Below are 12249 nucleotides of genomic sequence, written 5' to 3'. Positions count from 1 at the left end.
ACACAGGACACTTGGGAACACTGGGCCAGGCAGCAGTGCGACGTACGAAGGAGACATCGGTGGCGGGCGAGTCCCCCGACAAGTCGGACAAGAAGCAGTCGTCGGGGGAGACGGTGCGGAGCGCACGCGATCCGCGCCTGACCGTCTTCCGCGGGGAGCCGGACGAACCGGCGGGGCAGGCGGAGGACGAACCGGCGGCCGGGGAGCCCACCGAGCGCTCGAAGGGCGCCGAGGACGCGCAGGGCGCGGACGCGGGCGGACCCTCCACGGACGGTGCGTCCACGGACGGTGCGTCCGCGGACGGGGCCGAGAAGGCGTCCGAGCCGCCTCAGACGGCCGAGGGCGGCGAGAGCGACCCCGCGGGCGGCGGGGACCGCCTGCGGGACGCAGTGGCCGCCTGGGTCGCACACAAGGGCGACGAGGGCGACGGCGACGAGGGCGCTGAGCCGGCCGGAGGGGCCGGTGACGCCGACGTCGCGGATGCCGACGGTGATGCCGAGGGCACGGCGCAGGCTGCGGCCTCGGCGTCGGGCGCGAACTCGGAGGCGACCGACGCGACGGATGCGAATGCGCGTGCGGGTGCGAAGTCGACTGCAAAGTCCGATGCCAAGGGCCAGGCGGGCGGCGAGGCCGCGGCCGAGTCCGTGGTCGAGGCCGGGTCCGGGACGGGAAAGCCGAAGCCTGGCGGGAAGGCGAAGGCCGGCGGCAAGGCGAAGGCCGGCGGTGCGGCGAAGCCTGCCCGTGCGGGGAAGGGCAAGGGTGAGCCCAAGGCTGAGCCCAAGGCTGCGGCGAAGACTGAGCCCAAGGCTGCGGCGAAGGCCGAGTCCAAGCCCGAGCCCACGGTTGAGCCCGAGGTCGTGTCGGAGGGCGGAGGCGGTTCGCGGGCTGGAGCCGTGGATCAGCCGACGGCCGTGTTCAAGACCGTCGGGCCCCAGAAGAGCAAGAGCAGCAGCGCCGAGAACACCTCCAAGGGCAGCGCCGAGGGTGGCGGCGCCAAGGGCGACGCCAAGGCCGGCTCCAAGGGGGGCGGCACCGGTGGTGCCGAGGACGGCGACGGGGGCGGCGACGAGGCCGAGGTCGAGGGGTCGGCGGTCGATGACGTGACGCGTGTGTTCGCGATCGCGAAGTCCAAGGTGGCCTCCGCGGGGAACGCCGTCGATCAGCCCACCACCGCCTTCAAGATCGCCCCGCCCGCTGACGGCGGCACGAGCAGCAAGACCAAGAGCAAGGCCGAGGCTGAGTCCGACTCCCGGTCCGAGTCCGAGTCCGAGGCGTCGGACGAGGCTCGGAGCCAGGACAAGGACACGGGGAACGGCAGGGGCACGGCTGCTGCGAAGGGCGGCAAGCCCGGCACCGGCGACAAGAGCGGCGCCGAGGCCGCGGGCGAGGCGGGCGCCGAGAGCGGGGAAAAGACCGGCGACAAGACCGGGGAAAAGACCAAGGACAAGTCCGGGGACAAGACTGGGGGCAAGCCCGGGGAAAAGCCCGGCGAGGACGGGAAGGCCGCCGAGGCGAAAGGCTCTCGGCCTGCGGAGCGGGAAGTCGAGCGCACCAGCCAGTTCGTGGCGCTGAAGTCGACGGACGCCGGCGCGGCCGAGAAGTCGCTGGGCAAGACGGCGGACCGGACGCCCCTGCGCGCCCCGGGCCAGAGCCCCGACAAAGCTCCGGACAAGGCTCCCGGCAAGACCGCGGGGGCAGGGGTTCCGCTCCCCGCCGAGACCGAGCCCGCCGAGCCCGCCCGCCCCGGCTCCCCGCCGACCGCGGGCGCCGCCGCGAGCACCGGAGCCACCGCTTCCGCCCCGCCCCGGGCCGAGCCGGGCGCTCTGCCGGAGTCGGAGAAGACCCGGCAGGAGCCGCTGCCGCCGCTCGATCTGCTGGCGCGGCTCACCAACACCCCGCCGCCGCCGGAGACCCCGCTGCGGACGGTCGTACGCCGGTTCAAGATCTGGACCCCGTTGGTGATCCTGCTGGGCATCATCTTCGTGGTCGCCCAGTCGGCGCGCCCGCTGCCCGCGCCGGAGCTCGCCGTCGGCTCGTCGACGGCGTTCACCTTCGAGGGCGGCAAGCTGTCCGTGCCGTGGCCCGACCAGGGGCAGACCGCGGCGGAGGTCGTCGGCGTCGGCAGCCTGGGTACGTCGGGCAAGGCGAAGCCGGTACCGACCGCGAGCGTCGCCAAGGTGATGACCGCCTACGTCATCCTGCGCGATCACCCGCTGAAGAAGGACGAGAAGGGCGAGACGATCCGCATCGACCCCGAGGCCGAGGCCGACTCGAAGAAGAAGGACGAGTCGCGGGTGCCGCTCAGGGCGGGGCAGCAGTTCAACCAGTACCAGATGCTGCAGATGCTCATGATCCCGTCGGGCAACAACGTCGCCCGGCAGCTCGCGCGTTGGGACTCCACGACCGAGGAGGCGTTCGTGAAGAAGATGAACGCCGCCGCCAAGGAACTGGGGATGACCAACACGCACTACACCGACCCCAGCGGCCTGGACAAGGCGACCGTGAGCACCGCCGTCGACCAGCTCAAGCTCGCCGAAGTGGTGATGAAGAACGACGCGTTCCGCGCGGTCGTCGCCACCGAGAACGTCAAGATCGACGGTCTGCCGACGACGCTCTACAACAACAACAGCCTGCTGACGACGATGCCGGGCGTGGTGCGCGGCATCAAGACCGGGTCGAGTTCGCCGGCCGGCGGCGCGTTCATGTGGGCCGCGTACCGGACCGTCGGCGGCAAGGACCAGCTGCTGCTCGGCGTGATGATGGATCAGCGCACCAACAGCCCCGACTCCAACGCCCACCTCGCGCTGGTGCTGCAGAACAGCGCGAAGGTGATCACCGCGACGCGGGACGCGCTGGTGTCGGACAAGGTGGTGAAGAAGGGGCAGGTCGTCGGATACGTCGATGACGGCCTCGGCGGCCGGACCCCGGTCGTCGCCACCAAGGACCTGTCGGCGGTCGGCTGGCCCGGGATGAAGGCGACGTTCTCCATGAGCGACGGCGGCAAGGCCGTTCCGCACACGGCGAAGGCCGGGACGCGGGTCGGCGTGCTCACGGTGGGCAACGGCGCGAGCGAGCAGAAGGTGCCGGTGGCGCTCCAGAAGGACCTGACCGAGCCGACGTTCGGGTCGAAGCTGACGCGGATCGGGTGACCGTATGGCTCCGGGCCGGACCAGCAGGCTCCTCCGGCCCGGAGCCGACCGATCGCCGCGGCGATCCGTATCCATGAGGCGTGTCGGTCGCGACGGCTGTACCAGTGGTGGCAGACGTACCAGCGGTGGCAGTCGTATCAGCGGTGTCCGCCGTGCCGTTGGGATCAGCAGAACCAGCAGAACCAGAACCAGTGGTACCGGTGGTACCAGCAGGACCAGCGGTTCCGTCGTGACAGCGCGGGCCGCTATCTCTCCAGCCTCAGTAGGCGCAGTAGCCCCAATCCGCCCGGCAGTGCCGACCGCCGGGGCTCCCCGACGCAGCAGCACTTCAGGCAGTATCTGTGGTTCCCGGCGGTCCTGCCGCACCTGGCAGTCACGCCGGCCCCACCGTCCCCGCCGCTCCCCAGCAGTGCGTCCCGTACGTGACCGGAGACCGTCATCGACGTAGCGCAAGCGCAGAAGACGTTCGCGTCCTCCGTGACCGCCCCTGGCACTTGGGCGGCGCGGGGCGCGGTGGTGCTGATGCCCTCGGGTCTGATGCTTCTCCTGGGAGCCTGGGGTGTGCGCCGTCAGGACGCCATATGGCGGGACGAGGCGGTCACCTACGACATGGCGCACCGCAGCCTGGCCGACCTGTGGCCGACGTTGCAGCACGTCGATGTCGTCCACGGCCTGTACTACGCGCTGATGCACCTCTGGTTCCTCGGTTACGACGCCACGCTCGGCGGCGCCCTGGGCGGGGTCATCGGCCTGCGGCTGCCGTCCGTGGTCGCCATGACCCTGGCCGCAGGGGGCCTCGCGCTGCTGGGGGAGCGGCTGGTCGGGCGCCGCGCGGGGCTCTGTGCCGGGCTGGCCTTCGCACTGATCCCGGTCGTCCAGCAGTACGCGCAGGAGGGGCGTTCGTACGCGACGGTCTGCGCGCTGGTCGTCTGGTCCACCTACCTGCTCGTCCTGGCCGCCGCACGCCCGCGCCCGAGGCTGTGGATCGGCTATACGGCGCTGATGCTGTTCGCCTGCCTGCTGCACGAGTTCGCCTCGCTGGCCCTGCCCGCCCACGGAGCCGCCCTGGTCCTCGCGAGGATGCCGCGCCGGATCCTGCGCGCCTGGGCCCTCGCCTCCGTCACCGTCCTCGCCGGGCTGGCCCCGCTCGTGGTCTTCAGCGCCCGGCAGTCGGCGCAGATCAGCTGGCTCATGTGGCCTGACCCCATTCAGCTGCTGACCTTCGCCGTGCTCGCGGTCCTCGGCGTCGCCTGCGCACGCGTCCCGGTGCGCTCCCGCGGGCCGGTCGGGCTGCGCGCCATCGGCATTCCGCTGCTGCTGCTCCCCACCCTTCTCCTGCTGCTCCTCTCCCACGTCGAGCCGGCCTACGTCGACCGCTATGTCCTCTACTACGTCGCGGGCTTCGCCCTGCTCGCCGGAGCCGCGCTGGCCCGGCTGCTGCGCCCGGTCGGCGAACGCGGCCAGACCCGCAGGCGGCAGGTGCGGTGGGCGGCGGTGCTCGTCCTCGTCCTGGCCGCGCTGCTGCCCGTCAATGTCCACCTGCGCAGTCCGGACAGCCGGGTCGACGACGTCACCGCCATCGCGCGGACCGTGGGGGAGGTGGCGCGGCCCGGCGACGGTCTGCTGTTCATGCCCGCCCGGCGGCGGATCTGGGTCGCGGCGCACCCGGACGGTTTCCGCGGGCTGCACGATCTCGCCGTGGCCAAGAGCCCCTTGGCCTCACACACCCTCTACGGCACCGAACGCTCCGGTGACGCGATCCGCGACCGGATGCTGGCGGCCCGCCGCATCGTCGTCGCGGGCGACCCGGACGGCCAGCCAACCGATGCCAACGATCAGGAAATCGCCAAACGTGCCACCCTGCGGGACGCGTTCGCGGTGTGCAGCAGCCGCGAGGTCCACGGCGCCCGCATCACGGTGTACGCGCGGCCGGGGAAGTGCGGGGAGTAGCCCCCGCTCACACCAGGCCCGCGGCTTCGCCGTCGATGCCGAGGAGGTTGTGCAGGGCGGCCGCACCGTCCGGGGTGAGGCGTACGGCCCGGCCGCTGCCGATGCGCCGGACCCATTGCCGGTCGAGCAACTGGTCGCAGAGCCGGGCGCCCGCGGTTCCTGCGAGGTGCCGGCGTCGCTCGGTCCAGTCGACACACCCACGGGCCTGCGGGCGGCGGCCGCTGCGCAGTCCCGCCGGTGGGATGCCGAGGCTGTCGGAGAACCAGTCCCGACCGGCGTCCGTGAGGGCGAAGCCGCCGTCCTGATCGAGCAGCCCGCGCCCGGTCATCGCGTCGGTGATCGTGACGCCGAGCCGCCCGGCCAGATGGTCGTAACAGGTCCGGCCACGGGCCAGCGCCGCGGAGACGTTCGTGGCGCGCAGGCCACGCGGCCGGGGTGCCGGCGGATCGAGGTGGGCGGTCAGCGACTCCAGCAGCTCCGCTACGCGGGGGCCCGCGAGCTGCACATAGCGGTGACGGCCCTGGCGCCGCTCGACGAGCAGTCCGCCCTCGGTCAGCCGGGTCAGGTGTTCGCTCGCCGTCGAGGGCGCGACCTGCGCGTACGCCGCCAGCTCACCCGCGGTCCAGGCCCGGCCGTCCAGCAGCGCGAGGCAGAACGCGGCCCGGGTGCGGTCCGCGAGCAGTGCCGCCAGCCGGGAGAGTTCGAGACTGTAGGGCGGGGTCGTCATGGGTCCATTGTCCGCCTCGATGCTTCGGCGTTCACCGAAACGACCGGGCTCTACGGTGCCCGCATGATCCCTTCGGAACCCGCTGCCTTTCCCGGCCCCGGCACCGACGATGCAGGCCCCGGCACCGGCACCGGTTCCTGCACCGCGGCCGCGTCTCACGTGCCCGCCTTCCACGCCCTGCACCACGCTGATGAGCCGCTGCTGCTGCCCAACGCCTGGGACGTCGCCTCGGCCGCTGTGCTCGCCGACGCCGGCTACGCGGCCGTCGGCACGACGAGCCTGGGAATCGCGTCGTCACACGGGTACCTCGACGGCCAGGGTCTGGCAGAGGTGCGGGCAGCGACACTGTCGCTGGCACGACGCCTCGGGCGCCTGCTGCCGTGCCCGTACACGGTCGATATCGAGGGCGGATTCGTCGGGGAGGCGCTGCGGGGTACGCCGGCCGGCGGGCCCGATCCGAGCGAACAGGTCGCCTCGCTGGCCGAGGAGTTGGCGAATGCCGGGGCCTCGGGGGTCAACCTGGAGGACGGCTTGCCGGGAGGCGCCGGATTGCAGGACACGTTTTTGCAGGCCGGGTTGATCGAAGCGGTGAAAGAGCGGGCCCCGCGGCTCTTCCTCAACGCCCGTATCGATACGCACTGGTTGACGGACGATCCACCGCCCCTTTCGGTGACGCTCGCACGCGCTGAGCGCTATCTGGCCGCGGGCGCGGACGGCGTCTTCGTGCCGGGAGTGGTCGCGGACGAGGGCGTGTCCGCGTTGGTGGCGGAGATTCCGGTTCCGGTGAACATCCTCTTCGCTCCGGGGCGACACACCATCAGGCGTCTGGCGGACCTCGGGGTACGCCGCGTCAGCACCGGCTCGCTGCTCTTCCGTACGGCGCTACGGGCCACACTCGCCGCGGCGGATTCCGTCCGCGCGAGCGGGACGCCCTACGGCGGGGCGCGCGGGGCGGCGGAGGCCCGCACGGCTGACGGGCGGGCCGACGCGGAGTGGCCGGGCGAAGGGGAGGGCCGCGGCGTTCCCGGTTATGAGGAGGTGCAGCGGCTGGCGGAGGAGCGGCATTGCGGGCGGACGCGCCAGGGAGGCGTCGGGCCGGGCCGCGCGTCGATCGAGGGCCGGCCTCAGGCGCGCTGAGCGCGGCCGCTCTGCCGTGCCCCAGGGGTCGCGGTCGTGCGGCCTCCCTGGTTGCGGCGGTGCAGGACGATGCCCGCGCCCACGGCGCCCAGTGCGCCCGCGCCACCGAGCAGACCGGCCTTGGGCAGTTGCCCGGCCTTCTCGGCCAGTCCGGCCAGGCCGTTGTCGGGCAGCATGATCGACGTCCGGCTGCCGGCGGGCGCGGTGGAGTCGGCTGCGAAGGCGGCGCTCGCGGGGAGCAGCAGGACGGCCAGCGCGCCGGTCGCGACGGCGGTGGTACGGATGACGGAGCGGCGCTGGGCCCGCATGGGTACTCCTCGTCGTGGGCGGCCCGGGCCGCCGATGGGTGCTGCGCGCACGGGCAGCCGAGCCCGAATGAGGCCACGGCCGTCGGCACGCTGAGGGAGGAACGCTACGGAGCGTCCTTAACGGCGATCCATCCGTTGTGTAACAGTCAGCGAGATCTCGTGGGTCATTCGTGTGACGGTGGGCCAGCCGAAGGCCCGTCGAACGGCTGATAACGAGCGCCGGAAAGGCCGCCTCGCGGATTCCTTCCGCCGGTAAGCGGACACTGCGCGCAATATGTGTAGTCAGTTCTCGTCGAGCTTCGAGCTTCGGGCTTCGGGCGTCGGGCCAAGGGGCCGGGGCCATCGATGAAAGCGGTGGCAGCATGCGGAGGTGGTGGACGCGGGCGGCGCTGTCCGCCGTCCTCGCGCTGATCCCGCTCGCTCTCGTCGCGGGGTGCGCGGGCGTTGAAGGGCTCCAGAGCGATGGGCGGGCGAGGGATGTGAAGGCGCCGCTCGCCCTGTGGCCCGAGTACTCGCCCGCACCGCTCGCACGGGAGGACAACCCGGCAGCCCTCGAACGCGTACCCGGCCTCGCCCCCGTACCCAGCGGCGACATGACAGGCGTGAACCAACTCACGGTGCTGGACGCCGATCTGACGGCGGAAGGGCGCCCGCCGCCGACCCCGAGTTCCGTACGCCGCCCCGTCTTCCACGACCTCACCGACGACCGCGAACCGGACCTCATCACCGTCGTCGACATCGACCCCCGCACCAGCGAACTGCGCGTGTACAGCGTCCAGGGCAAGGCCATCACCCGGGTGCTTTCGCTGCGTGGGGTGCTGGCCGGCGTCGAGCTCGCGGCGGGGCACCTCGCGATCCGTGAACCCACCAAGGACCCGCGCTACGTCAGTGTCACCGACTACGTCTGGGACGGTGACTCGATGGGCCTGTGGGACCTCACCCTCGACGATGCGCGGAAACCGCAGACTCCCTCGCCCAGTGGCCGGCAGAGTCCCTCACCGGTTGCCGGGGCCGAGCCGGTTGCGGAGGGCAGGCGGGTCGCGGAGGACGGCCCGGTCGCGGAGGACGGCCCGGTCGCCGTGGGCCGGAAGGTCGTGGGGGAGGCGGTCGCGGGAGAGGCGCCGGACTCCGTGCCGTCGGCTGTCGGGGGCGGGGCGTGAGGATTCCCGCGGTCTCGCTCCGATGGAAGATCGCACTGACCGTGACGGCGGTGTGCTGCGCGGTCGCCGCCGTCCTCGGTGTCCTCGTCCACAACGCGGTGGCCCGCCAGACCGTCGGCCAGGTCCGCAAGGAAACCCGCGCGGACCTCGACACCGCCCTGGACCTCTTCGAGTACGGCACCTCCCGCGAGGGCATCAACTCCGTCCTCGATCCACCCGAACTCCCCGGTCCGCTGGAGAAGTTGGCACGCGACGGAGAGCGCGGCAGCATGGTCGGCACCTACCACGGCCGGCCCGTGATGTGGGCGGCGGCGCCGGCCGACGATCAGGTCATGGCCGTCTGGTCGCCGTACGGCAATACCCGGCGCTCCCTGGAGATGCTGGACACGGCCATCCTCGGCTCGGCCGTCCTCGCCGCCACCGCCGTAGCCCTCGCCGGGCTGTTCCTCGCCCACCGCATCAGCCGCCGGCTGAGCGCCACCGCGGCCGTCGCCCGCCGCATCACGGCCGGTGATCTCGACGCGCGGGTCGGCGACACCGCGGGTCCCGGAGCACGTGGTGGCCCCGCCGGACAGGACGAGGTGGGGGCGGTCGCCGCGGCGCTGGATTCCGTGGCCGGCTCCTTGCAGAGCCGCCTCCAGGCCGAACAGCGCTTCACCGCCGATGTCGCCCATGAGCTGCGCACCCCGCTCACCGGAATCCTCGCCTCGGCCGATCTGCTCCCGGAGGGTCGGCCCAAGGAAATGATCAACGACCGGCTGCGGGCGTTGCACCGGCTCACCGAGGACCTGCTGGAGATCTCCCGGCTGGACTCGGGCGCCGAACACGCCGACCTCGCCGCGTACGAACTCGGTGCGCTTGTCGAACGCTCCGTACGTGCCACCGGGCTGGACACCGAGGTACGGGTCGCCGCGGAGACGGTCGTCGACACCGACCGGCGCCGCCTCGACCGGATCCTCGCCAACCTCGTCATCAACGCGCACCGGCACGGCCGGCCCCCGGTGGTGGTCACCGTGGACGTGCCGGCCGACGGGCTGCCGACCATCGAGGTCCGCGACCACGGGCCCGGTTACCCGGACGATCTGCTGCGCCACGGGCCGCAGCGCTTCCGCACCGACGCCCCCGGCCGCGGCAAGGGGCACGGCCTCGGTCTGACGATCGCCGTCGGCCAGGCCGCGGTGCTGGGCGTCGACCTCCACTTCACCAACGACCCCGGCGACGGGGCACGCGCAGTCCTCCGCCTGCCGACGCACCCTCCGCCCGACGCCTCGAACTTCGAGCGGGTCTCTGAGCCCGAGTCGTGAGACTTCCGGCGGTGTCTCGTGCCGCGACGCCGCGAAACCGTGACGGGGCACGACACCGCGCCACCGCGACGGGGCACGACACGGAACGGCACGACACGGAACGCTGTCCGGCCTCGGGGCCGTGTCGTCGTGGACGGACAGCCCGCGGAGCAGGGGGCTCGGCTCTGCCCGGGATGCGTGTGCCCCTGGAAGCCTGTCCTCAGGAGACCCCTGTTCCTGGAGGGGCGCAATGCCTGCTGCCAGGGCGTCCAAAGCTCACCGCGCGCCGCGCACCGCGCGCACCCGCTGACCGCGCGAACCGCCGACCGCGCCGGGCCGCCTCCCGATCCGGCCGAGCCCGCCGCACCGGTGCGCCTTCTACCGCTCCTGCCGCCTCTCGCCTCTCGCTGCTCACCAGTCGATGGCTTCGTCCTCCGGGCCTGGCTCGTACTGGTCGTCCTCGGGCGGCTCTTCCAGGATCGGCGCCCCGGCAGCTCCGCCGCGCGCTGGCCGGCCGCCTGTCGTCCGGCTGCCCGCGCCCGTCGAAGGGGTGCGCGCAGGGGTGGGCGCGTCGCCGGCGCCCGCGGCCGGCTCCGCCTCGCGGCCCGCCAGTACGTCGAGGATCTGCTGCCCGTACTTCGCGAGCTTGTTTTCTCCGACCCCGTTGACCGTGCCCAGTTCGGCAGTGGACGTGGGCCCGGCGGTGGCGATCTCCCGCAGCGTCGCGTCATGGAAGATCACATATGCGGGCACGCCCTGCTCCTTGGCCGTACGGCCCCGCCAGGCGCGCAGAGCCTCGAAGACGGGCAGGGCCTCCTCCGGGAGATCCACCGGCGCCGCACGCTTCGTCTTGGCCTTCGCCGCCCGCGCGGCCTTCTCCGGCTCGCGTCGCATCGGGACCTCACGCCCGCCGCGCAGCACCTCGCCGCTGGCCTCGGTGAGCACCAGCGTGCCGTAGTCGCCCTCGACGGCGAGCAGCCCCTGCGCGAGCAACTGCCGTACCACGCCCCGCCATTCGGCTTCCCGGAGGTCTTCCCCGATCCCGAAGACGCTCAGCCCGTCGTGGTCGAACTGAATGACCTTCGCCGTCTTGCGGCCCATCAGGATGTCGATGATCTGACCCGCGCCGAACTTCTGCCCGCGTTCGCGCTGCAGCCGCACGACCGTTGAGAGCAGCTTCTGCGCCGGCACCGTGCCGTCCCAGGTCTGCGGCGGCGCGAGGCAGGTGTCGCAGTTGCCGCACGGCGTGCTCTTCTGCCCGAAGTACTCCAGCAGCCGCACCCGCCGGCACTGCACCGTCTCGCAGAGCGCCAGCATCGCGTCGAGGTGCGCCGAGAGCCGCCGCCGATGGGCGTCGTCCCCCTCGGAGCCGTCGATCATCTTCCGCTGCTGCACGACATCCTGCAGCCCGTACGCCAGCCAGGCGGTCGAGGGCTGGCCGTCCCGCCCGGCGCGGCCCGTCTCCTGGTAGTAGCCCTCCACCGACTTCGGCAGATCCAGGTGCGCCACGAAGCGGACGTCCGGCTTGTCGATGCCCATGCCGAACGCGATCGTGGCGACGACGACCATGCCGTCCTCGCGCAGGAACCGGGACTGGTTCTCGGCGCGCGTACGGGCGTCCAGCCCGGCGTGGTACGGCAGGGCGTCGACGCCGTTCTGCACCAGGAACTGCGCGGTCTTCTCCACGGACGCGCGGGAGAGGCAGTAGACGATGCCCGCCTCCCCGGGATGCTCGTTGCGCAGCAGTTCCAGCAGCTGGCGCTTCGGCTCGTTCTTCGGCGCGATGCGGTACTGGATGTTGGGCCGGTCGAAGCTCGCCACGAAATGCCGGGCGTCCTGCATACGCAGCCGGGAGGAGATCTCGCCGTGCGTCGCCTCGGTGGCGGTGGCGGTCAGCGCGATCCGGGGCACCTCGGGCCAACGCTCGTGCAGCATCGACAGGGCCAGGTAGTCCGGCCGGAAGTCGTGCCCCCACTGGGCGACGCAGTGCGCCTCGTCGATCGCGAAGAGCGAGACCTTGCCCCGGTCCAGGAGCTGGAGCGTCTGCTCCACGCGCAGTCGCTCCGGAGCGAGATACAGCAGGTCCAGCTCCCCGGAGAGAAACTCGGCCTCCACCAGGCGCCGCTCGTCCATGTCCTGTGTGGAGTTCAGGAAGCCCGCCCGCACGCCGAGCGCACGCAGGGCGTCGACCTGGTCCTGCATCAACGCGATGAGCGGCGACACGACCACTCCCACGCCGCTCCGCACCAGTGAGGGGATCTGATAGCAGAGCGACTTGCCGCCGCCGGTCGGCATGAGGACGACCGCGTCACCGCCCCCTATGACGTGCTCGATGATCTCCTGCTGACTGCCGCGGAACGCGTCATAGCCGAAGACCCGGCGCAGCACCTGCACCGCCTCGTTCGTCCCCGCCGCGCCTTCCAGATCCATGTCCTCGACCACTTCCACGTCCGCCAGAGCCATTCCCGAAGCCTACGAGCTTTGCGGCGGCCCGTGCCGACCCTGTGGACAACTCCGACGGCACCCCGCCCCGAA

8 protein-coding genes are annotated in these 12249 nt (G+C 72.3%); 5 read left to right on the top strand and 3 right to left on the bottom strand.

All coding sequences use genetic code 11. From position 1 onward, the window contains the following. The first annotated feature begins 59 nt into the window (after positions 1 to 59). Positions 60 to 3149 (top strand): D-alanyl-D-alanine carboxypeptidase, encoded by a 3090-nt coding sequence (locus ACGFZW_RS10065; RefSeq protein WP_393892587.1) that lies wholly within the window; start codon positions 60 to 62, stop codon positions 3147 to 3149. 477 nt (positions 3150 to 3626) lie between these two features. Next, positions 3627 to 5099, top strand: coding sequence for a glycosyltransferase family 39 protein (locus ACGFZW_RS10060; RefSeq protein WP_393892586.1), 1473 nt, complete (start codon positions 3627 to 3629; stop codon positions 5097 to 5099). Positions 5100 to 5106: 7 nt separating this feature from the next. Here ACGFZW_RS10060 and ACGFZW_RS10055 read toward each other — a convergent pair whose 3' ends face one another. Further along, positions 5107 to 5826 carry an ArsR/SmtB family transcription factor gene (locus ACGFZW_RS10055; RefSeq protein ID WP_393892585.1) on the bottom strand — a complete coding sequence of 240 codons (720 nt, stop codon included), beginning with the start codon at positions 5824 to 5826 and terminating at the stop codon, positions 5107 to 5109. 63 nt (positions 5827 to 5889) lie between these two features. Here ACGFZW_RS10055 and ACGFZW_RS10050 point away from each other — a divergent pair, with 63 nt between their 5' ends. Then, positions 5890 to 6963: an isocitrate lyase/phosphoenolpyruvate mutase family protein gene (locus ACGFZW_RS10050; protein ID WP_393892584.1), complete on the top strand. Its 1074-nt coding sequence runs from the start codon at positions 5890 to 5892 to the stop codon at positions 6961 to 6963. Here the strand turns inward: ACGFZW_RS10050 and ACGFZW_RS10045 are convergent. Further along, a complete protein-coding gene (locus ACGFZW_RS10045; protein ID WP_393892583.1) occupies positions 6951 to 7271 on the bottom strand; it encodes a hypothetical protein in 321 nt (106 codons plus the stop codon). The two genes, ACGFZW_RS10050 and ACGFZW_RS10045, sit on opposite strands and share 13 nt — an antisense overlap. Before the next feature lie 362 nt (positions 7272 to 7633). Between ACGFZW_RS10045 and ACGFZW_RS10040 the strand changes: the two genes are divergently transcribed. Both ACGFZW_RS10040 and ACGFZW_RS10035 read left to right on the top strand, forming a co-directional pair. Further along, the gene (locus tag ACGFZW_RS10040) at positions 7634 to 8431 is read left to right on the top strand and encodes a hypothetical protein (RefSeq protein WP_393892582.1); all 798 of its coding nucleotides are present in this window, start codon (positions 7634 to 7636) and stop codon (positions 8429 to 8431) included. Further along, the gene (locus tag ACGFZW_RS10035) at positions 8428 to 9735 is read left to right on the top strand and encodes a sensor histidine kinase (protein ID WP_393892581.1); all 1308 of its coding nucleotides are present in this window, start codon (positions 8428 to 8430) and stop codon (positions 9733 to 9735) included. Before ACGFZW_RS10040 ends, ACGFZW_RS10035 begins: the two co-directional genes overlap by 4 nt. 390 nt (positions 9736 to 10125) lie before the next feature. Here ACGFZW_RS10035 and recQ read toward each other — a convergent pair whose 3' ends face one another. Continuing rightward, positions 10126 to 12177, bottom strand: a complete 2052-nt coding sequence (gene recQ, locus ACGFZW_RS10030) for a DNA helicase RecQ (protein ID WP_393892580.1) — start codon at positions 12175 to 12177, stop codon at positions 10126 to 10128. Between the last annotated feature and the right edge of the window lie 72 nt (positions 12178 to 12249).

The organism is Streptomyces sp. NPDC048248 (assembly GCF_043201875.1).
In the GTDB taxonomy this organism is placed as follows: domain Bacteria; phylum Actinomycetota; class Actinomycetes; order Streptomycetales; family Streptomycetaceae; genus Streptomyces.
This window is presented reverse-complemented; position numbering and strand designations above follow the sequence as displayed.

Excerpts from the sequence above, each read along its gene's own strand:
- ACGFZW_RS10055 (WP_393892585.1), bottom strand. The coding sequence starts at position 5,826 with ATGACGACCCCGCCCTACAGTCTCGAACTCTCCCGGCTGGCGGCACTG.
- ACGFZW_RS10050 (WP_393892584.1), top strand. The coding sequence starts at position 5,890 with ATGATCCCTTCGGAACCCGCTGCCTTTCCCGGCCCCGGCACCGACGAT.
- ACGFZW_RS10045 (WP_393892583.1), bottom strand. The coding sequence starts at position 7,271 with ATGCGGGCCCAGCGCCGCTCCGTCATCCGTACCACCGCCGTCGCGACC.
- ACGFZW_RS10040 (WP_393892582.1), top strand. The coding sequence starts at position 7,634 with ATGCGGAGGTGGTGGACGCGGGCGGCGCTGTCCGCCGTCCTCGCGCTG.
- recQ (WP_393892580.1), bottom strand. The coding sequence starts at position 12,177 with ATGGCTCTGGCGGACGTGGAAGTGGTCGAGGACATGGATCTGGAAGGC.